At 73.4% G+C, this 20,157-nt stretch carries 13 protein-coding genes; 8 read left to right on the top strand and 5 right to left on the bottom strand.

Going from position 1 to position 20,157, the window contains the following annotated elements; genetic code table 11:
* Positions 1-28 precede the first annotated feature (28 nt).
* On the top strand, positions 29-1,042 hold the full coding sequence (locus ACFQ8Y_RS15705) for a LacI family DNA-binding transcriptional regulator (RefSeq protein ID WP_430562805.1): 1,014 nt from the start codon (positions 29-31) through the stop codon (positions 1,040-1,042).
* Here the strand turns inward: ACFQ8Y_RS15705 and ACFQ8Y_RS15700 are convergent.
* Complete coding sequence (locus tag ACFQ8Y_RS15700; protein ID WP_430586088.1) at positions 1,039-3,171, bottom strand: alpha-galactosidase; 2,133 nt, start codon at positions 3,169-3,171, stop codon at positions 1,039-1,041. The two genes, ACFQ8Y_RS15705 and ACFQ8Y_RS15700, sit on opposite strands and share 4 nt — an antisense overlap.
* Positions 3,168-4,436, bottom strand: coding sequence for an ROK family protein (locus ACFQ8Y_RS15695; RefSeq protein ID WP_430586087.1), 1,269 nt, complete (start codon positions 4,434-4,436; stop codon positions 3,168-3,170). Before ACFQ8Y_RS15695 ends, ACFQ8Y_RS15700 begins: the two co-directional genes overlap by 4 nt.
* 129 nt (positions 4,437-4,565) lie before the next feature.
* On the opposite strand from ACFQ8Y_RS15695, the gene ACFQ8Y_RS15690 reads away from it, so the two are divergent.
* The 7 genes from ACFQ8Y_RS15690 to ACFQ8Y_RS15660 all read left to right on the top strand — a co-directional run bounded on the left by ACFQ8Y_RS15690 (position 4,566) and on the right by ACFQ8Y_RS15660 (position 14,901).
* Positions 4,566-6,260, top strand: coding sequence for an ABC transporter substrate-binding protein (locus ACFQ8Y_RS15690; RefSeq protein ID WP_430562808.1), 1,695 nt, complete (start codon positions 4,566-4,568; stop codon positions 6,258-6,260).
* A 39-nt stretch (positions 6,261-6,299) separates the two neighbouring features.
* The gene (locus ACFQ8Y_RS15685; RefSeq protein WP_429735193.1) at positions 6,300-7,289 is read left to right on the top strand and encodes an ABC transporter permease; all 990 of its coding nucleotides are present in this window, start codon (positions 6,300-6,302) and stop codon (positions 7,287-7,289) included.
* A gap of 14 nt (positions 7,290-7,303) precedes the next feature.
* On the top strand, positions 7,304-8,371 hold the full coding sequence (locus tag ACFQ8Y_RS15680; RefSeq protein ID WP_430562809.1) for an ABC transporter permease: 1,068 nt from the start codon (positions 7,304-7,306) through the stop codon (positions 8,369-8,371).
* Entirely contained in the window at positions 8,368-9,303 is a 936-nt protein-coding gene (locus ACFQ8Y_RS15675) for an ABC transporter ATP-binding protein (RefSeq protein ID WP_430586086.1), read from the top strand. The genes ACFQ8Y_RS15680 and ACFQ8Y_RS15675 overlap by 4 nt, the downstream gene beginning before the upstream one ends.
* Positions 9,300-10,226, top strand: a complete 927-nt coding sequence (locus ACFQ8Y_RS15670) for an ABC transporter ATP-binding protein (RefSeq protein WP_430586085.1) — start codon at positions 9,300-9,302, stop codon at positions 10,224-10,226. Before ACFQ8Y_RS15675 ends, ACFQ8Y_RS15670 begins: the two co-directional genes overlap by 4 nt.
* Positions 10,223-12,262 carry a beta-galactosidase gene (locus ACFQ8Y_RS15665; protein WP_430586084.1) on the top strand — a complete coding sequence of 680 codons (2,040 nt, stop codon included), beginning with the start codon at positions 10,223-10,225 and terminating at the stop codon, positions 12,260-12,262. Before ACFQ8Y_RS15670 ends, ACFQ8Y_RS15665 begins: the two co-directional genes overlap by 4 nt.
* 65 nt (positions 12,263-12,327) lie before the next feature.
* Positions 12,328-14,901: a glycoside hydrolase family 2 protein gene (locus ACFQ8Y_RS15660; RefSeq protein ID WP_430586083.1), complete on the top strand. Its 2,574-nt coding sequence runs from the start codon at positions 12,328-12,330 to the stop codon at positions 14,899-14,901.
* On the opposite strand, the gene ACFQ8Y_RS15655 is transcribed toward ACFQ8Y_RS15660, so the two are convergent.
* Genes ACFQ8Y_RS15655 through ACFQ8Y_RS15645 form a run of 3 tightly spaced genes read right to left on the bottom strand, consistent with a single transcriptional unit; the run spans position 14,885 to position 20,157 of the window.
* Positions 14,885-16,285 carry an aminoglycoside phosphotransferase gene (locus tag ACFQ8Y_RS15655; RefSeq protein WP_430586082.1) on the bottom strand — a complete coding sequence of 467 codons (1,401 nt, stop codon included), beginning with the start codon at positions 16,283-16,285 and terminating at the stop codon, positions 14,885-14,887. The two genes, ACFQ8Y_RS15660 and ACFQ8Y_RS15655, sit on opposite strands and share 17 nt — an antisense overlap.
* Positions 16,282-18,057 carry a maltose alpha-D-glucosyltransferase gene (treS, locus tag ACFQ8Y_RS15650; RefSeq protein WP_430552044.1) on the bottom strand — a complete coding sequence of 592 codons (1,776 nt, stop codon included), beginning with the start codon at positions 18,055-18,057 and terminating at the stop codon, positions 16,282-16,284. Before treS ends, ACFQ8Y_RS15655 begins: the two co-directional genes overlap by 4 nt.
* Before the next feature lie 24 nt (positions 18,058-18,081).
* On the bottom strand, positions 18,082-20,157 hold the full coding sequence (locus ACFQ8Y_RS15645; RefSeq protein ID WP_430562815.1) for a maltotransferase domain-containing protein: 2,076 nt from the start codon (positions 20,155-20,157) through the stop codon (positions 18,082-18,084).

The raw sequence follows: 20,157 nt of genomic DNA, 5'->3' as shown, positions 1-20,157 counted from the left end.
ATACCATCCTGCTCGGGAAGGAGAGCGGATGGCTCGGATCACGATCGCGGACATCGCCCGACGGGCCGGTGTGTCCACGGGCGCGGTGTCCTACGCCCTCAACGACCGCCCGGGCGTCTCCGACGAGACCAGGGCACGGATCCTCGGGGTCGCGGCGGAGCTCGGGTGGGTGCCGAGCCAGGCGGCCCGGGCGCTGTCCGGCGCCCGGGTGGAGACGATCGGCCTGGTGCTCGCCCGCGCTCCGGAGACCCTGGGCTTCGAGTCGTTCTACATGCAGTTCATCGCGGGCATCGAGCAGGTGCTCACGGAGCGCTCGTACGGGCTGCTGCTGCAGGTCGTGCCGGACATGGAGGCCGAGACCCAGGCGCACCGGCGCTGGCACGCCGCCCGCCGCGTCGACGGCGTGATCGTGGTCGACCCCCGCAAGGACGACCCCCGGATCGCGGCGCTGTCGGAGCGCGACGCCCTGCCCGCCGTCGTCGTGGGCGACCCCGAGTTCGCGGGGAACCTGCCCGCCGTGTACACCGACGACGCCACGGCCCTCCGCGAGTGCGTGCGCTATCTCGCCGGGCTGGGGCACCGCAGGATCGGCCGCGTGTCCGGCACGGAGGGCTTCGGGCACACGACCATCCGTGACGTGGCGTTCGAGGACGAGGCGAGGCGCGCGGACGTGGACGCCCGGGTGGCGCGGGCGGACTTCACGCCGGACTCCGGCGCGGCCGCCACCCGCTCCCTGCTGGAGGCGGACGACCCCGTGACGGCCGTGATCTACGACAACGACGTCATGGCGTTCGCCGGCCTCGGGGTCGCGCACGGGCTCGGGGCCCGTGTGCCCGAGGACGTCTCGCTGGTGGCCTGGGACGACTCGCCGCTGTGCCAGGCGGCCTACCCCCAGCTCACCGCGCTCAGCCACGACGTGACGAGCTACGGGGCGCACGTGGCCCGGCGGCTGTTCGAGCGGATGGCCGGGGCCGAGGCGCGGGCGTACCGCGACTCGACCCCGACCCTCACGGTGCGGGGAAGCACCGGCCCGCCGGCCTAGGCCGGCGCGAGGTGCAGCACGAGCGCCTGGACGGGCCACAGCGTCGGCAGCTGCAGCCCGACCTCGGCGAGCACCCGGCCGGGGAGGGTGACCGGCCCGTCGCCGAGCCAGCCCGGCGTGACCCAGCCCCAGCGCGACTCCCCGACCTCGTCCCGCAGCCGCACCGTGTACCGCCGCTCCGGGTCGAGACCGTCGATCCGCAGCCGCTCCGCGAGCGCCTCCTCGGGCGACGCGACGGTCGCGACGGTGACGACGGCCTCCGACCGGTCCTGGGCGACCACGGTGCGGACCCGGAGGGCGGGGTCGGCGGTGTCGGGGTGCCGCACGGTGCCCGTGTGGAGAAGGCCGCGGAGCTCCTTGTAGAGCGCCGCGAACGCGGTGATCCGCGCGGTCTCCTCCGGGGTGCAGCCGAGGATGTCCCACTCGAACCCGGCCGAGCCCTGCAGCGACGTGGCGATCCGGTACGACAGGTCGGTGGCCCGTCCGGAGGAGTGCGCGGGCGAGGGCCCGACGTGCGCGCCGACCAGCTCGGGGGGCAGCACCAGCTCGGTCCAGCGCTGGACGTCCTGCCGCTCCACCGGGTCGTTGGAGTCGGAGGCCCAGACCCGGTCGGTGCGGGCGAGGATGCCGAGGTCGGAGCGCGCCCCGCCGGAGGAGCAGGACTCGATCTCCAGGGCGGGGTGGTCCTGCCGGAGCCGGTCCAGGAGCCGGTACGCGGCGAGCGTCTGGGCGTGCGTGCCGGGCGCGCCGTCGTGGACCGGCTCGACCAGGTCCCGGTTGTGGTCCCACTTGACGAAGTCGACGCCGAGATCTGTCACGAGCGCGGAGATCTGCCCCCGGACGTGCTCCCACGCGTCGGGGTTCGCCAGGTCGAGCACGTACTGGGTACGGAACGACAGGCCGTCGGGGGACGGCACGGAGGCGGGGTTGGCCAGGATCCACTCGGGATGGCGGCGCGCGAGGTCCGAGTCGAGGTTGACCATCTCCGGCTCGAACCACAGGCCGAGCTGCATCCCCAGGCCGTGCACCAGCTCGGCGAGCGGCTCGAGGCCGTCGGGCCACACGCCGCGGTCGACCACCCAGTCGCCGAGACCCTTGGTGTCGTCCCGGCGCGCCGGGAACCAGCCGTCGTCGAGGACGAAGCGCTCGACCCCCACCTCCGCCGCCCGCCGGGCGAGCGCGAAGAGGCGCTCGGGGTCGTGGTCGAAGTACACCGCCTCCCAGGTGTTGAGCACGAGCGGCCGGGGCGAGCGCGGGTGCCGGGGGCGGGCGCGCAGCCAGGTGTGGAACCGTGCCGCGACGCCGTCGAGGCCCTCGTCCGACCAGGCGAAGTACGCCGTCGGCGCGCGGTACGACTCGCCGGACGCCAGGACGAGCTCGCCGGGCCGGAGGAGCTCTCCCGCGCCGAGCAGCGAGACGTGCTCGGTGACCCGGTCGACGCGGTGGCGCACGTCGGCGCTCCAGCCCAGGTGGGTGGCCCACACCCGGCCCGTCCCGGCGCGGGGCGCGCCCTCGGAGGCGATCGTCACCCACGGGGCGTCGTGGCCGCCGCGACCCCGGCGGGACTCGCGCACCGTGGTCCCGCGCGGCATCGGGGTCGTGAGCGGAGACTTCTCGCGCGTCCACCGCCCGCCGAACGTGGTGAGGTGGTCGGCCGTCTTCGGCACGGTCAGGGTCGCCTCGAGCCAGGCGACCTCGAGCCGGTCGGCGCCGTCGTTGACGAGCTCGTGGTCGAGCGTGACCAGTCCCCCCGGGCCGACCTCCACGCGGGTGCGCAGGGTGAGGTTGCCGGCCGCGTCGGTGGCCGTGACGACGGCGGTCGTCTCGTCCGGGCGGTCCACGGAGGACTCCCACCGCGGGTACACGGGGAGGCCGGCACGCGTGACGAGCAGGCCGGGGCGGCCGGACCAGCCGTCGGACTCCTGCGGCAGGAGCGGCAGACGCCAGGCGGCGTCGAGGGTGCCGGGCGGCGTCTGGCGGCTGGTGGCCCGGAGGAGGGCCTCGGCGGCGGCGTCGTCGAGCGGACCGAGGTCCGCGCCCCAGTGCACGACGGCGGGCAGGCCGCGCGCGGGCAGATGGAGGACGAGGGCGGTCCCGTCGCGGTGCAGGACGTGGTGGGCGGTGGTCACAGGGCTCCGATCGTGGCGGGCTGGTCGGGTTCGAGGTCGGTCGAGGGTCGGGGTCGGGCGCGGCCCAGGGGCAGGCCCGCGTCGGGTGCGCCGCGCAGCACGGTGAGGGCGCCGCCGACGGCGGCGACGGTGGCGACCTGCCCGGAGAGCGCGACCCGAGGCGGGCTGAGGGTGCGGCTGAGGGCGTGCTCGGACAGCGCCGCGCCGACGACGCGGCGGTACAGGGGGCCGGCCGTCGCGAACGCCGGGCCGGCGAGCAGCACGGTGTCCACGTCGAAGAGGTTGACGAGGACGGTGGCCGCCTGGCCGACCCGGCGGGCGGACCGGGTGAGCAGGTCGGTGGCGTCCGCGTCGCCGTCGCGCGCGGCACGGGCCACGCGCTCGAAGTCGGCGAGCGCGTCCTCGGCGGGTCCCCGCACGCCCCAGCGCTCGGCGACACCGCCGTGGGCCAGGGCCTGGGTGACGACGGCCGCCGGGCCCGCCTCCGCCTGCGTGCACCCCCGGTTGCCGCAGACGCAGGCGGACCGCGCGTCCGGGAGCGGGACGTGGCCGATCTCGACCGCGTTCGAGGCGCGCCCCCGGTAGGCGACGCCGTCCACGACGACGGCCCCGCCGATCCCCGAGGCCATGTAGACGAGCCCGAACGTCTCGGTGTCGAGGTCTCGCGTCCACAGTTCGCCCACGGCCGCCGCGGTCGCGTCGTTCTCCAGCAGGACGGGCAGCCCCAGCCCGGCGGCCAGCCGCGCCGTCAGCGGGAACCTCTCCCAGGCCGGCGTGGGCTGTGCGGTGAGCAGCATGCCCCGCTCCCGGTCCTGCGGACCGTGGGTCACGAGGCCGACGCCGAGCACACGGTCGCGCGGGACGCCGGCGCTGGTGAGCAGGTCGCCCACGTGGTCGACGAGCGCCCCCACGGTCCGGTCGGGCGAGCGCCGCCCGGAGCCCCGCAGCCCGGCGCTCGCGACCGTCGCGCCGGCGAAGTCGACGACCACCGCCGTCGTGGTGGTGAGGTCGACCTGGATGCCGACGGCGTACCCGGCGTCCGCCGTGACGCTCAGCAGGCGGCGCGGCTGGCCCCTGCCGCGATGCTGGACACCGGTCTCGTGCACCAGCCCGAGGTCCAGGAGCCCCCGGACCACGTGCGTGACGGTCGGGGAGGTGAGCCCGGAGAGCCGGGCCAGCTCCACGCGGCTGATCGACCCGCGGGTCCGCACGAGATCGAGCAGACGGCGCGACGAGACGACCTGCGCGACGCCGTCCAGCAGCATGTATCGCCTCCTTGCGTGAGTGACCTACGGCACTTGACCGCTTAAGTTAACCATGGCAAGAATACCCACGAGCGCCGACGACGGCGCCGCTGGAGCCGGCTCTGGTGCCGGCACGAGAAAGGACCGCAGATGTTCCTCAGGACAGGAATCCGTCGGCGTGGCGCGGTGCTCGCCGGCGTCGCGGCCCTCGGTCTCGCCCTCGCGGCGTGCTCCGGGGGCGGCTCGGACGGCAGCTCGGGCGGCTCGGGAGGTGGCGCGAGCAGCACGCTCGTCGCGTACACCGGCCAGGCCGGCGACTACCAGATCAACTTCAACCCGTTCTCGCCCTCGAAGATCGGTGGCCTCGGGACCATCTACGAGCCCCTCTTCTTCTACAACAAGGCGGAGGTACGGGACCCGGTGCCCCTGCTGGGCACCGAGCAGGCATGGAACGACGACGGCACGGAGCTGTCCGTCACGCTGCGCGAGGGTGTCACCTGGAGCGACGGCGAGCCGTTCACCGCCAAGGACGTGGAGTTCACCTTCACCCTCCTCAAGGACAACCCGTCGATCAACAGCGGCGGCTTCGACGGGACGGCGAAGGCCGTCGACGACACGCACGTGACGTTCACGTTCGAGCAGCCGGCGTTCGTCAAGGGGCCGGACGTGATGAACACGCCGATCGTGCCCCAGCACCTGTGGAAGGACATCAACCCCGTCGAGGACGTCATCGAGGAGCCCGTGGGCACCGGCGCCTACCTGCTCGACGACTTCAAGCCGCAGGCCTTCACCTACAAGGCGAACCCCGACTACTGGGGCGGCGAGCCCGAGCTGAAGAACATCCGCTTCCTGGCGCTGTCGGGCAACCAGGCGGGCGCCGACGCGATCGCGGCCGGCACGGTCGACTGGCAGACGGGACCCATCCCCGACATCCAGAACACGAACAAGAACTTCCCCAGCTACGACGCGTTCACGCAGTGGCAGAACCAGATGGTGCTGTCCACCTGCTCGAGCACCGAGATGGGTTGCGAAGGACCGCAGACGGATCCCGCCGTCCGCAAGGCGCTGTACTACGCGATGGACCGCACCCAGCTCAACAAGCTGGCCTTCATGGAGACCGCGAACGAGATGTCCCCGGTCTTCACGCTGACCCCCAGCCAGGACGCGTTCGTCTCGGACGCGGTCACCGAGAAGACCGCCCCGATGTCCGCGGAGCCCGACAAGGCGGCACAGCTGCTCGAGGACGCGGGCTGGGCGAAGGGCTCCGACGGCATCTACGCGAAGGACGGCGAGAAGCTCACGCTGACGGTCGAGGTCGTGACCGGGTGGACGGACTACATCACCGCCCTGGACACGATGGCCTCCCAGGCGAAGGCGGTCGGGATCGACCTGCAGACGGCGCAGTCGTCGTGGAACGAGTGGACGGAGAAGAAGGGGTCGGGCAAGTTCGAGCTCGCCATCGACTCCCTCTGGCAGGGGCCGGCGCCCGACCCGTTCTACCTCTACAACTACTTCTTCGACTCCGGCTCGGGGGCGAAGGTCGGAAAGTCCGCGGGGAACAACTACTCGCGGTACTCGAACCCCGAGGTCGACAAGGCGCTCGACGAGCTGGCGAAGCTCCCGCTCGACGACGCGGCCGCACGGCAGCCGTACTTCGACACGATCCAGGCGCAGATCCTTGAGGACATGCCGTACGTGCCGATCCTCACCGGCGGCACCACCAGCGTGTGGAACACCGCGAAGTTCACCGGTTGGCCCTCCGAGGACGACCTGTACGCCTTCCCGGCCGTGTGGTCCGCGATGGACGCCGCCGAGATCTTCAAGAAGATCCAGCCGGCCGGCTGACATGACCCGAGACGTCGTCCCCGAGGAAAGCACCCTGCCGTGAACTACTTCCTGCGCAAGATGGGCTTCTACGTCGTGGCGCTGTGGGCCGCGCTGACGTTGAACTTCGCGATCCCCCGGCTCCTCCCGGGCAATCCGGTCGACATCCTGCTCGCCAAGCTGCAGCAGCGTGGCGGGACGGTCACGCCCGAGACCCGCGAGGCATACGCGCTCCTCCTCGGGGGCGACGACTCCCAACCGTTGTGGAACCAGTACGTCGACTACCTGAACAACCTCGTCCACGGCGACCTGGGCGTGTCGGTCAGCTACTACCCGGCGCAGGTCACGGACGTCATCGCGCAGTCGCTGCCGTGGACGGTGGTCCTGGTGGGCATCGCCACCGTGATGGCCGCGGTCCTGGGCGTGACGCTCGGGGCGTTCGTCGGGTGGAAGCCCGGCACCTGGCTGGACTCGCTGATCCCGGCGACCACCCTCCTGGCCGCGGTGCCGTACTTCTGGCTGGCGCTGATCCTGGCGTACTTCCTGGCCCGCGTGCTCGGCTGGTTCCCGCTGCAGGGCGGCTACGACGTCGTCCTGGACCCCGGCTGGAACGCCGAGTTCATCCTCTCCGCCATCCACTACGGCGCCCTGCCGGCGCTGACCATCGTGCTCGCCTCCGTGGGCGGCTGGTTGCTCGGGATGCGCAACATGATGGTCTCCACCCTGTCCGAGGACTACGTGCTCACGGCCGAGGCCAAGGGTCTGTCGCCCCGCAAGGTGCTGCGCTCGTACGCGTCGCGCAACGCGGTGCTGCCGTCGGTCGCCGGCTTCGCGATCTCGCTCGGCTTCGTGGTCTCCGGGTCGGTGATCACCGAGCAGGTGTTCTCCTACCCGGGCATCGGCGGCCGGCTGCTGGGGGCGGTGACCAACAACGACTACGCGCTCATGCAGGGGCTGTTCCTCGTCATCACGCTCGCCGTGCTCGGCGCGAACCTCGTGGTCGACCTGCTGTACGGCCTGATCGACCCGCGCACCCGAGCCCGGTCCTGAGAGGAGGCACCGTCATGACGAACCTGAGTCCTGCGAACGAACCGTCCCTCGTGGACGAGGCCGAGGCCGAGGAGGTGGCGCGCGACCGCGCCGGCGGCGCGCCGCGCTCCGGCTGGCGCATGCTCCTGCCCACGATGACGCCCTGGCTGGCCGTCGGCCTGGTGCTGGTCGGCGTCATCACGCTCTTCGGCATCTTCGGCCCGTACCTGGTGGGCGACCCGCGGCAGATCCGCGACATCGGGCTGACGCCGCCGTCAGCCGACTTCCTGCTCGGCACCACGCAGACCGGCCAGGACGTGCTCGCCCAGCTGGCGTACGCGACCCGCGGCTCGCTGCAGATCGGCCTGCTGGTCGGCGTGCTGGCCACCGCCCTGTCCGCGTTCTTCGGCATCTACGGGGCCTACCGCGGCGGCTTCGCCGACGAGGCGTTCTCGCTGCTGTCGAACGTCTTCCTGGTCATCCCCGGGCTGCCGCTCGTGATCGTCATCTCCGGCTTCGTGCCGCGCGAGAGCCGCGGGCTGTGGACCATCGCGATCGTGCTGGCGGTGACGAGCTGGGCCGCGTCGGCGCGGGTGCTGAGAGCCCAGACCCTGTCCGTGCGCCACCGTGACTACGTGGCGGCGTCGAAGGTCTCGGGCGAGAAGCCGTGGCGCGTCATCGTCGTCGAGATCCTGCCGAACCTCCTTCCGGTGATCGCGTCGCAGTTCGTCTTCGCGGTGATCGCGGCGATCCTCGGCGAGGCCGGGCTGTCGTTCATCGGCCTGGGGGCGTCGAACTCCTCGACGCTCGGCACGATGCTCTTCTACGCGCAGAACGGCTTCGCCCTCTCGCTCGGGGCGTGGTGGTGGTTCGTGCCGCCGGGCCTGATGATCGCCCTGTTCGGCATGGGCCTGTCGCTCATCAACTTCTCGATCGACGAGATCATCAACCCCAAGCTCAAGAACCTGCGCCAGCACCGCAGGCGGGCCCGCAAGGCCGCCCGCCTCGAGCGCGAGCTGGCCCGCGCGCACCGCCGGTCGCGCCCGCAGGAGCCGGACGCGGTCCGCGAGTCGGACGGCGCGAAGGAGGTGTCCGCGCGATGACGACGACCCTGGTGAAGGACGAAGGGACCGCCGCCCGCGGCGGCCGGACGGAGCCGGTCCTCACGGTCTCGGACCTCACGGTGGTCTACGAGGTGGAGCAGCCGGTCACGGCGGTGAAGGACGCGAGCCTCACGCTGCACCGCGGGGAGATCCTCGGCCTCGCCGGCGAGTCCGGCTGCGGCAAGACGACGCTCGCCTACGCGGTCAACCGGCTGCACCGGCCCCCGGCGCGGATCGCGTCCGGGAGCATCACCTTCCACGACCGCGACGGCACGGACGTCGACGTGCTCGCCCTGGAGGACTCCGCGCTGCGCGCGTTCCGCTGGGACAAGCTGTCGATGGTGTTCCAGGGCGCGATGAACGCCCTCAACCCGGTGACGACCGTTCGGGCACAGCTGCGGGACACGCTGCTGGCCCACCGGCCGGGCACGCCGCGGGCCGAGGTGCGCCGCCGGTCGGAGGAGGTGCTGACCCGCGTCGGCGTGGACCCGCGGCGCCTCGGGTCGTACGCGCACGAGCTGTCCGGCGGGATGCGCCAGCGCGTCATGATCGCGATGGCGATGCTGCTGGAGCCCCAGATCATGATCATGGACGAGCCGACGACGGCGCTCGACGTCGTCGTGCAGCGCGACATCCTGCGCGAGATCGTGCGGCTGCGCGACGAGCTCGACTTCGCGGTCGTGTTCATCACCCACGACCTGCCCCTGCTGCTCGAGATCAGCGACCGGATCGCGGTCATGCTGGAGGGCGAGATCGTCGAGCTCGACACCGCGCAGCGCCTGTACCGCGAGGCGCGCCACCCGTACACCCGCAAGCTCCTCGGCTCGTTCCCGAGCCTGTCGGGGGAGCGGGGCGGCTTCATCCGCAGCGGCGTCGACGACTTCGCCGACGCCGGCACCCCCGTGCAGCACGGTCAGGAGGACCGAGCATGACCCGTGTCCACGTGTCCGACCTGGTCAAGGACTACGCGATCCGCTCGGGGCTGCGCCGGTCGCGGTTGCGCGCCGTCGACCACGTGAGCCTCGACCTGGTTCCCGGGCGCACGGTCGCCCTGGTGGGGGAGTCGGGCTCCGGCAAGTCCACGATCGCGAAGATCCTCACGCGCATGGAGAAGCCGACGTCGGGGACGGTCGACGTCCGCCTCGACGACGACACGCCGGTCCAGGGGTCGCTGTACCGGCGCCAGGTGCAGATGGTCTTCCAGGACCCGTTCGCCTCGCTCAACCCGTTCCACTCGATCGAGCACCACGTCGCCCGCCCGCTGCGGATCCACCAGCGCACGCGCACGGCGCAGGAGACGCACGAGCGCGTGGTCGAGATGCTCGAGCGGGTCAACCTCACGCCCGCCGAGGACATCGCCTCGCGCCGGCCCCACGAGCTGTCCGGGGGCCAGCGCCAGCGTGTCGCCATCGCCCGGGCGCTCGCCCCGGGCGCCCAGGTGCTCATCGCCGACGAGCCCGTGTCGATGCTCGACGTGTCGATCCGGCTCGGCGTCCTCAACCTGCTCGGGCGCCTGCAGCGCGAGGACCGCCTGGCCGTCCTCTACATCACGCACGACCTGGCCACCGCCCGGCACTTCTCCGACGAGATCGTCGTGCTGTACCGGGGCCGGGTCGTCGAACGTGGACCGGCGGACGCGGTGATCCTCGACCCGCACCACGACTACACCAAGCTGCTCGCGATGGCGGCGCCGGACCCCGAGCGGGTCGACCGCGTGACCCTCACCCAGGAGGGCACGGACCGCGGCGCGATCGACAACAGCGTGTGCTTCGACCACTTCGCTGGTGAGTGGCAGGAGGCCGGTGTGCCCGCGGCGCAGGCGCGCGGCGGCGCGGCCGCGCGGGGCACGTCGTGACGGCTGCGCCCCCCGGGGCCCAGACGCGCTGGCCCACGGACGGCCTGGCCTACGGCGGCGACTACAACCCCGAGCAGTGGCCGCGGGAGGTGTGGGACGAGGACGTGCGCCTCATGCGCGTGGCCGGGGTCAACCTCGTGACCCTCGGGGTCTTCGCCTGGGGGACCGTCGAGGTCGCCGACGACGTCCGGGACTGGTCGTGGCTCGACGACGCGATCGAGCTGCTGCACGCCCACGGGATCGCCGTGGACCTGGCCACCCCCACGGCGGCGCCGCCGAGCTGGCTGCTCGCCGCGCGCCCCGACATCGCGCCCGTGCTCGTCGACGGGTACCGGGAGCCGGCCGGCGGGCGCAACGCCTGGTGCCCCGAGTCGACCGTGTACCGCCGGTACGCGCTGCGGCACGTCGACGCCCTCGCCCGCCGCTACGGAGACCACCCGGCCGTGCGCCTGTGGCACGTGGGGAACGAGCTCGGCGGCGGCAACGCCCGCTGCTACTGCGACGGCTCCGCGGCAGGGTTCCGGTGGTGGCTGCGCGACAGGCACGGCAGCCTCGACGCCGTGAACGCGGCCTGGGGCACGGCGCAGTGGGGGCACCGCTACGGGACGTGGGACGAGATCATGCCGCCGCGCGGCCGCCACGGCGCCCCGAACCCCGGGCTCTTCCTCGACTACGAGCGGTACTCCTCGGACGCGCTGCTGGCGCACTACCTGGCGGAGAAGGAGGTCCTCGAGCGGCACTCGTCGGCGCCCGTCACGACCAACCTCATGGTCGGTGCCGGCGCGCAGGTCGTCGACTACGCGTCGTGGGCCCCGCACACGGCCGTCGTCTCCAACGACCACTACACGCTCGTCGGCGACCTTCCGGCCGGAGACCGCGAGCACGACCTCGCCTTCGCCGCCGACCGGATGCGCGGGATGTCCCCGGGGCGACCGTGGCTCCTGATGGAGAGCTCCACCGGTGGCCCGAGCTGGCAGCGCCGCAACCGTGCCAAGGACCCCGGGGAGATCGTGCGCCACTCCCTCGGTCACGTGGCCAGGGGGTCGGACGGCGCGATGTTCTTCCAGTGGAGGGCCTCGCGGGCCGGCGCCGAGCAGTTCCACTCGGCGATGCTCCCGCACAGCGGCACCCGGTCGCGGGTGTGGCAGGAGGTCGTGGAGCTGGGTGGCCACCTGCGCTCGCTCGCGGAGGTCGCCGGGACGGTCGTCGAACCCGCCCGCGCCGCGATGGTGGTCGACGACCCCGCCGGGTGGGCGCTCCAGCACGGCCTGATGCCGCATCGCGAGCTGTCCTACGGCCGGGAGCTCCGGGCGTGGCACCGGGCCCTGTGGGACCGGCAGGTGGTGTGCGACGTCGTTCCGCCCGGCGCTCCGCTCGACGGCTACGACCTCGTCGTCGTGCCGACCCTCCTGGTCGTCGACGACGACGCAGCGGCACGGCTCGCCTCCGTCCCCGCGCGTGGCGGCACCCTGCTGGTGACCTATCTGTCCGGCGTCTGCGACGACGACGGACAGGTCCGCACCGGCGGGTTCCCCGGCGCGTTCGCCGACGTGCTCGGCGCCTGGAGCGACGAGCTCTACCCGCTCCAGGAGGGACAGGCCGTCCGCCTGGACGACGGCGGCGAGGCGACCGAGTGGACCGAGCGCGTCCACCTCGACGGGGCGGAGGCCGTGGTCCGGTACTCCTCGAGCTCGCTCGCGGGCGGGCCGGCCGTGACCCGGCGCGAGATCGGCGCCGGCGCCGCCTGGTATGTCTCGGCGGCCCTCGGCGCCGACGGCGTGGGCCGCGTCGTCGACCGGCTCGTCGCAGACACCGGGGTGCCGCGCGTCCTCGACGCGGCGCCCGGGCTCGAGGCGGTGCGCCGCCGGGGCGACGACCGCTCCTACCTCTTTCTCCTCAACCACACGGGCGACGAGCAGAAGGTCGCCGCCGCCGGGCACGACCTGCTGACCGGGGCGGAGGTCGGGCCGCTGACCACCGTGCCCGCCGGCGGCGTGCGCGTCCTGCGCGAGCCGCGCCGTCCGGCGTCCGACTGAGCCACCTGCGACCCTGACCGGGTCGGCACCCAGCGAACTCCCTGCGAACCACGAAGGACTCCGCCATGACGCACCTCCCCACGACCTTCCGCGCCCTGCACCAGGGGTGGAGCCTGACCGCCGCCGAGCTCGCGGCCGACGCGCCCGACGGCGTGGCATCGGTGCTCGCGGGCGGGATCCCGGCAGCCGTGCCCGGCGAGGCGCACCTCGACCTGCACCGCGAAGGACTGATCGACGAGCCGTTCGACGGCGACAACGAGGCGGCGCAGCAGTGGATCGGCGACACCTCGTGGCGGTTCGCGACGACGTTCGAGTGGCAGCCGGGAGACGCGGCGCGGCACGACCTCGTCGCGCTCGGCCTCGACACCGTGGCGTCGGTGGAGCTGAACGGGGTCGAGCTCGGGCGGACCGAGAACATGTTCCGCTCCTTCCGGTGGGACGCCCGTGGCGCGCTGCGCGAGGGCGACAACTCCTTGGCCGTCACGTTCGCCGCGCCCGTGCCCGAGGCGCTGGCCCGCGCCGAGCGCGACGGGGTGCTGCCGTCGACCAACCATCACGAGTACAACCAGCTGCGGAAGATGGCCTGCTCGTTCGGATGGGACTGGGGCATCGACGTCGCCGGCGCGGGCATCTGGAAGCCGATCGGCCTCGACTCCTGGTCGGGCGTGCGCGTCGTGTCGGTCCGTCCGCTCGTCGACGTCGTGGCAGCGTCGGACGGCAGCCAGGAGGGCGTCCTGACGACGCACGTCGAGATCGAGCGCGACGGCGGGGCGGCCGCCGGCGACGTGCCCGTGCGTGTGCTGCTCACCGACCCCGAGGGCCGGTCGACGGAGGCGGACGGCGTCGTGCCGGCGGGGGAGACCACCGCCGTGGTGACCGTCCGCGTGCCGGACGTGCGTCTCTGGTGGCCGCTGGGTCACGGCGACCAGCCCCTGTACGGCGTGGAGGTGTCCGCGTCGAACGGGACCGACGTCGCGGAGTGGGCCGGGCGGGTCGGGTTCCGTACCGTCGAGCTGGACACGACGCCCGACGACTCCGGCGCGCCGTTCCTGCTCAAGGTCAACGGCGAGACGGTGCTCGTCCGCGGGGCGAACTGGATCCCCGACCACGCGTTCCTCACGAAGGTCGACCGCGGCCGGTACGCGCGCCGGGTGGACGACGCCCTCGAGGCGAACGTCAACCTGCTGCGGGTGTGGGGCGGCGGCATCTACGAGTCGGACGACCTGTACGACCTCGCCGACGAGCACGGCCTGCTCATGTGGCAGGACTTCCCGTTCGCCTGCGCGGCGTACAGCGAGGACGAGCCGATGCGCGCCGAGGTGGAGGCCGAGGCCCGCGAGAACGTCACGCGGCTCAGCCCGCACCCGTCGCTCGTGATCTGGAACGGCAACAACGAGAACACCTGGGGCTCGGTCGACTGGGGCTGGGCCGGCCGGCTGGGCGGCCGCGCGTGGGGCGACCTGTACTACCGCGAGCTGCTGCCGGGCGTGCTCGCGGAGCTGGACCCCACGCGCCCGTACTCGCCGGCGAGCCCGTACTCGTTCGGCGACTACCGGCACCCGAACGACGAGCGTTACGGCACCATGCACATCTGGGACGTGTGGAACCGGGAGGACTACTCGGTCTACGCCCGCTACCGGCCCCGGTTCCTGTCGGAGTTCGGCTTCCAGGGGCCGCCCGCCTGGTCGACGCTCACGCGCGTGGTCCACGACGAGCCGCTCGACCCGTTCGGCCACCAGATGCTCGTGCACCAGAAGGCGCACCTGGGCAACGCCAAGCTCGAGCGCGGCTGGCAGGGGCACCTGCCCGACCCGGCGACGATCGAGGACTGGCACTGGACGACGCAGCTCAACCAGGCGCACGCCGTGCGCTTCGGGATCGAGCACGTGCGGTCCCTCACACCGCACAACACCGGCGCGATCATGTGGCAGCTCAACGACAACTGGCCGGTGGTGTCGTGGGCTGCGGTCGACCACGACGAGCACCGCAAGCCGCTGTGGCACGCCCTGCGCGCCGCGTACGCGCCCCGGCTGGCCACCTTCCGGCCGCGCGCGTCCGAGGCGGCGCGGGCCGCCGCGTGGGAGGGGCTGGAGCCGGCGCCCGACACCGTCGCGCTCGTCGTCGTCAACGACACCGGCGAGCGACTGGCCGGGACCTGGACCGTCACGCGCGAGGCGCTGGACGGGTCGGTCCTGGCCAAGGCGACCGTCGAGGTCGACGCGCCCGCCCGCGGCGCGGCGACGGTGACCGTGCCCGCCGAGGTCGTCACGTTCGACGACGCGGCGGCCGAGGTGCTCGTGGCGACGGCCGACGACCCTGAGTCCGGCGTGGCGACGGCCCTGCGGCACGGGGCCGAGGTCGTGGACCAGCGGCTCGACCCGAACCCGCTGCGGATCGAGTCGTCGCCTGCCCCCGGGGGCTGCGAGCTGCGGCTGACCGCGACGTCGCTCGCCCGTGACATCTTCTGCCCGGTCGACGTGGTGGACCCGGCGGCACGCGTCGACGTCGGGCTCGTCACGCTGCGTGCGGGCCAGAGCGTGACGCTCCGGATCACCTCGCCCGGGGGCGACCCGGAGGAGTTCGCCGCCGCCGTGCGCACGGCGAACGACCTGCTGGGTGGGGTCAGCGCGGCCGGGTGAGCACGCGGTCGACGGCCGACAGGGGGATGTGCACCCAGGTCGGCCGTTGCCGCGTCTCGTACACCACCTCGTAGAGCGCCTTGTCCAGCACGAGGGCGGCGAGGACGGCGTCGGCGGTGGGCGGGTCGAGCTCCGGCGGGCGGCGGGTGGTCAGGCCGCTCACGGCCGCAGACGTGTCCGCCGACTGGCGGTAGCGGGCGAGGAAGGCGTGCACGGCCTCCGCCTCCCACCACGGGTCGGGCGCGCCGCCGACCGCGGCGGCATAGGCGAACGAGCGGACCATGCCCGCGACGTCGCGGAGCGGGAGGTCGGGGGCGGTGCGCTCGGCGGCGGGTCGCTGCGGCTCGCCCTCGAAGTCGAGGAGCTTCCACCCGGTCTCGCCGTGCAGGGCCTGGCCGAGGTGCAGGTCGCCGTGCACGGTCTGCAGGCGCAGCCGCGGCAGGCGGGCCTGCAGGTCGTCGAGGAGCGCGTCGATCGCGGGGGCCCGGACCGCCAGGCCCGGCGCCTCGGAGACGGCGAGCGCCGCCCGGTCGCGCAGGCCCCCGACGAACGTCGCCGGGTCGAGCAGCGGACCGGGCGGCATCGCCTGGCGCAGCACCGCGTGCAGCTCCGCCACGACGCGGCCCAGGTCGGCGGCGAGGTGCGCGAACGACTCGCCGCGGCCGGCGTGCTCGCAGGCCAGCTCGAACCCGTCGCGGGCGCGCGGCACCAGCTCGCCGACCACGGCGAGGGCGGTGGTCGTGCCGGGGGCGGTGGCCACCTGGAGGGCGCCGAGGAAGCGCGGCACGCCGTCCCAGCCGGCGCGGGTCAGGGCGCGGGGCACGACGACGTCGGGGTGCGGCCCGGGGGCCACGGTGCGCAGGATCTTGAGCATCCCGCCGGTGCCGTCGGGCGAGGGCACGCCCGGCAGCACGACGCTCGTGTTCGACTGCTCGCCGGCGACCACGCGCCCGCCCGCGACGAGCGCGTCGGCCGCCACGCCGTCGCCCACGCCGGCCGCCCGCAGCAGGGCGAGCCAGCAGGCGGGGTGCGCGCCGCCGTCGTGCACGGCGACGTCGCCCGCGGCGGTGCGGACGTCGGCGACGAAACCCGGGCCGCGCGCGGCCGGGTCGGTGAGCACGAGCGGCACCTGCGCGACCACCTCGCCGCCCGGCACGCCCGGGCCGCGCAGGCGCACGAGGAGGACGACGACGTCCGCCCCGTCGGGCTCGTCGAGGTCACCCGGGGTGTCGTCGTCGAACGTCACCGCGAGCCACGGCTCGACCCGCACGCCGGCGGCGCTCGCGCCGCCCGCGGGGAACCACCGTCGGCCGGGCAGCCAGGCCGCGAGGAGCTCCCCGACGCTCGGGTCGGGCACTCCCGCGGCCGGCCGCACGGCGGTCATGCCGGCTCGTCCCCGACGGTCTGCGGTGCGGGCGGGGTGAGGAGCAGCCAGTAGAAGTCGCGCGACCCCCACGTCATCGACACGGTGCCGTCCGGGCCGACGTCGGGGAAGCGGGCCCCGCCGAACAGGTCGGTGAGCGTCCAGCCGGCGCGCCCCGGCACCCGCACGAGGGACGACCGCGCCGTCGCGGACAGGTTCGCCGCCACGAGCAGCGTCTCGTCCGCCGAGGTCCGGGTGAACGCGATCACGGCGTCGTCGTCGGCCTCGAGAGGCGCGAACGCCCCGGTGCCGAACGCGGGGTGCAGCCGCCGCACCGCGAGCATGCCGTGCACCCAGTGCAGCAGCGAGGACGGCTGCGCGAGCTGCGCCTCGACGTTGACGTGCTGGTAGTGGTGCACCAGCGACTGCACGAGCGGCAGGTACAGCTTGCCCGGGTCGGCGGTGGAGAAGCCGGAGTTGCGGTCGGGCGTCCACTGCATGGGGGTGCGCACGGCGTCCCGGTCGGGCAGCCAGATGTTGTCGCCCATGCCGATCTCGTCGCCGTAGTACAGGCACGGGCTGCCCGGCAGGCTGAGCAGGAGCGCGTGCGCCAGCTCCACCTCCTTGCGCGAGTTGTCGAGCAGCGGCGCCAGGCGGCGTCGGATGCCGATGTTGGCGCGCATGCGCGGGTCCGGCGCGAACCACCCGTACATCGCCGCCCGCTCCTCGGTCGAGACCATCTCGAGGGTGAGCTCATCGTGGTTGCGCAGGAACGTGGACCACTGCCCGCCCGGCGCGGGGATGTCCGGCGTGTCGGCGAGGATGTCGAGCAGGGGCCGCGCGCGCTGGTCCCGCATGGCGTAGTACACCCGCGGCATGACGGGGAAGTGGAAGCACATGTGGCACTCGGGCTCGTCCGCCGTGCCGAAGTAGTCCACCACGTCCTGCGGCCACTGGTTCGCCTCGGCCAGCATGATGCGGCCGGGGAACTCGTCGTCGATCATGCGGCGCACCCGGCGCAGGAACGCGTGCGTCTCCGGCAGGTTCTCGCAGTTGGTGCCCTCGGCCTCGAACAGGTACGGCACCGCGTCGAGGCGGAAGCCGTCCACCCCGACCCCCAGCCAGAACCGCGCCACGTCGAGCATCGCGTCGACCACGCGGGGGTTCTCGAAGTTGAGGTCCGGCTGGTGGTGGAAGAACCGGTGCCAGAAGTACTGCCGCCGCACCGGGTCGAACGTCCAGTTCGACGTCTCCGTGTCGACGAAGATGATGCGCGCGTCCTCGTAGCGCGTGTCGTCGTCGGACCACACGTAGAAGTCGCCGTACGGGCCCTCCGGGTCCGACCGCGACGCCTGGAACCACGGGTGCTGGTCGCTGGTGTGGTTCATCACGAGGTCCACCACCACGCGGATGCCGCGCGCGTGCGCCGCCTCGATGAGCTCCGTGAAGTCCGAGATCGTGCCGTACTGGCTCGCGATCGACGTGTAGTCGGCGACGTCGTACCCGCCGTCGCGCAGCGGCGACGGGTAGAACGGCGGCAGCCACAGGCAGTCCACGCCCAACCACTGCAGGTAGTCGAGCCGCTCCGTGACGCCGCGCAGGTCGCCGGTCCCCGCCCCGCCCGTGTCCGAGAAGGCCCGGACGATGACCTCGTAGAACACGGCCGTGCGGTACCACTCCGGGTCCTCGGACAGGCCCGGCTTGTCCAGGGGCGGCGGCGCGGGCTGCGGCCGGGTGGGCAGCGCCTGCACCGGCACCTGGCGCGTGACCGGGCGCGGCACCTGGGGCGTCATCGGGGCCTGCTCATGTCGGCCCCGTCATGCCAGCCCGATCGTCAGGACGTGGGCCACCTGCTCGCGCGGGTCGAGGCGGACGTACGGGTGGGCGCCCCACGGGAAGGTGGCGCCGGACAGCTCGTCGTGGGCGACGAAGAACGGCTGGTCCTCGACGCCGTCCGGCCGCGTGAGCCCCAGCGCCTCCAGGTCGAGGAACAGCGTGGACTCCTGCGTCGTCCACGGGTCGAGGTTGAGCACGACCAGCACGACGTCGTCCTGCGTGGCGCCCGGTCGGCCCGCGGCGGGCAGGTGCTCGGCCCGCACGCGCCGCGAGAACGCGACGACCTGGTCGTTTGTCGTCGGGTGCACCGTGAGGTCGCGCAGCTGCCGCAGCGCCGGGTGGGCGCGCCGGACCTCGTTCAGCCGCCGCAGCAGCGTCGAGACGCCGACGACGTCGGCCTGCGACCAGTCCCGCGGCTTGAACTCGTACTTCTCGTTGTCGATCTGCTCCTCGACGCCCGGGCGGGGCACGTTCTCCACCAGCTCGTACCCGGAGTAGACGCCCCACGTGGGGCTGCCGAGCGCCGCCAGCACGGCGCGCACCGCGAAGCCGGCCACGCCCCCGTGCTGCAGGTACGGGGGCAGGATGTCGTGCGTCGTGGGCCAGAACGACGGGCGCAGCACGGAGCCCTGCGGCCCCGAGACCTCCTGGAGGTACTCCTCGACCTCCTCCTTGGTGTTGCGCCAGGTGAAGTACGTGTACGACTGGTGGAAGCCGATCCGCGCCAGGGTCTGCATCATCGCGGGCCGCGTGAACGCCTCCGACAGGAAGATCACCTCGGGGTGCGCCGCGTGCACCTGCGCGAGCAGCCACTCCCAGAAGTCCAGCGGCTTGGTGTGCGGGTTGTCGACGCGGAACGCGGTCACCCCGCGGTCGATCCACAGCAGCACGATCCGCAGGATCTCCTCCGACAGCCCCTGGGGATCGCGGTCGAAGTTCAGCGGATAGATGTCCTGGTACTTCTTCGGCGGGTTCTCGGCGTACGCGATGGTGCCGTCCGCGCGCACCGAGAACCACTCGGGGTGCTCCGTGACCCACGGGTGGTCGGGGGAGCACTGCAGCGCGAGGTCCAGCGCCACCTCCAGGCCCTCGGCGCGGGCGGCCGCCACGAACGCCCGGAAGTCCCGCTCCGTGCCCAGGTCGGGGTGGATCGCGTCGTGCCCGCCGTCGGGGGAGCCGATCGCGTACGGGCTGCCGGGGTCGCCCGGTTGCGGGTCCAGGGTGTTGTTGCGGCCCTTGCGGAACGTCGTGCCGATCGGGTGCACGGGCGTGAGGTAGACGACGTCGAAGCCCATCTCCGCGATCGCGGGCAGCCGCTTCGCCGCCGTGGCGAACGTGCCCGACCGCCAGGTCCCGTCCTTGCGGCGCTTCGCGCCCTCCGAGCGGGGGAACATCTCGTACCAGCTCGCCGCCAGCGCCAGGGGACGGCTCACGCGCAGCGGGTACGCGGCGCTCGCGGTCACCAGGTCGCGCAGCGGCGCGCGGCGCAGGGCGTCCTTGACCGCGGCCGTCATCGCCATCGCGAGGCGGGCCTCGGGCGGGCGCGTGGCGTCGGCCAGCTCGCGGGCCGCGGCCTCCAGGACGGCGGCGTCCGCGGCGGAGCGGGTCGCCTGCAGCCCCGGCGCGACGATCCGTTCGAACAGCAGCCGCCCCTCCGCGAGCACGAGGTCGACGTCCTGACCGGCGTCGAACTTGATCACCGCGTCGTGGGACCAGGTGCCGTACGGGTCCGACCACGCCTCGACGCGGAACGACCAGTCGCCCGTGGGGTCCGACGGAGCGTCGGGCTGGAGGAACCCGCGGAACCGGTCCAGCCCGGGCGCGACGTCGGACATCGGCGCGGTGGAGTGCACCGTGCCGTCCGGCGCGAGCAGGACGGCGGTCGCCCCGACGGCGTCGTGCCCCTCCCGGAACACCGTCGCCTCGACGGGCACCACCTCGCCGACCGCCGCCTTCGCCGGCCAGCGCCCTCCCTCGACGACGGGGGAGAGCTGCAGGACGGGGATCCGTCCGATGGGCGCGTGCGGCGTGGGCTGCGGAGACGTCACGGCCTCCAC

The organism is Isoptericola sp. NPDC056605 (assembly GCF_042792795.1).
In the GTDB taxonomy this organism is placed as follows: domain Bacteria; phylum Actinomycetota; class Actinomycetes; order Actinomycetales; family Cellulomonadaceae; genus Isoptericola.
The sequence above is the reverse complement of the archived record's forward strand: the minus strand, read 5'-3'. Positions and strand labels throughout refer to the sequence as shown.

Excerpts from the sequence above, each read along its gene's own strand:
- ACFQ8Y_RS15660 (WP_430586083.1), top strand. The coding sequence starts at position 12,328 with ATGACGCACCTCCCCACGACCTTCCGCGCCCTGCACCAGGGGTGGAGC.
- treS (WP_430552044.1), bottom strand. The coding sequence starts at position 18,057 with ATGACGCCCCAGGTGCCGCGCCCGGTCACGCGCCAGGTGCCGGTGCAG.
- ACFQ8Y_RS15695 (WP_430586087.1), bottom strand. The coding sequence starts at position 4,436 with ATGCTGCTGGACGGCGTCGCGCAGGTCGTCTCGTCGCGCCGTCTGCTC.
- ACFQ8Y_RS15675 (WP_430586086.1), top strand. The coding sequence starts at position 8,368 with ATGACGACGACCCTGGTGAAGGACGAAGGGACCGCCGCCCGCGGCGGC.
- ACFQ8Y_RS15670 (WP_430586085.1), top strand. The coding sequence starts at position 9,300 with ATGACCCGTGTCCACGTGTCCGACCTGGTCAAGGACTACGCGATCCGC.
- ACFQ8Y_RS15705 (WP_430562805.1), top strand. The coding sequence starts at position 29 with ATGGCTCGGATCACGATCGCGGACATCGCCCGACGGGCCGGTGTGTCC.
- ACFQ8Y_RS15690 (WP_430562808.1), top strand. The coding sequence starts at position 4,566 with ATGTTCCTCAGGACAGGAATCCGTCGGCGTGGCGCGGTGCTCGCCGGC.
- ACFQ8Y_RS15680 (WP_430562809.1), top strand. The coding sequence starts at position 7,304 with ATGACGAACCTGAGTCCTGCGAACGAACCGTCCCTCGTGGACGAGGCC.
- ACFQ8Y_RS15655 (WP_430586082.1), bottom strand. The coding sequence starts at position 16,285 with ATGACCGCCGTGCGGCCGGCCGCGGGAGTGCCCGACCCGAGCGTCGGG.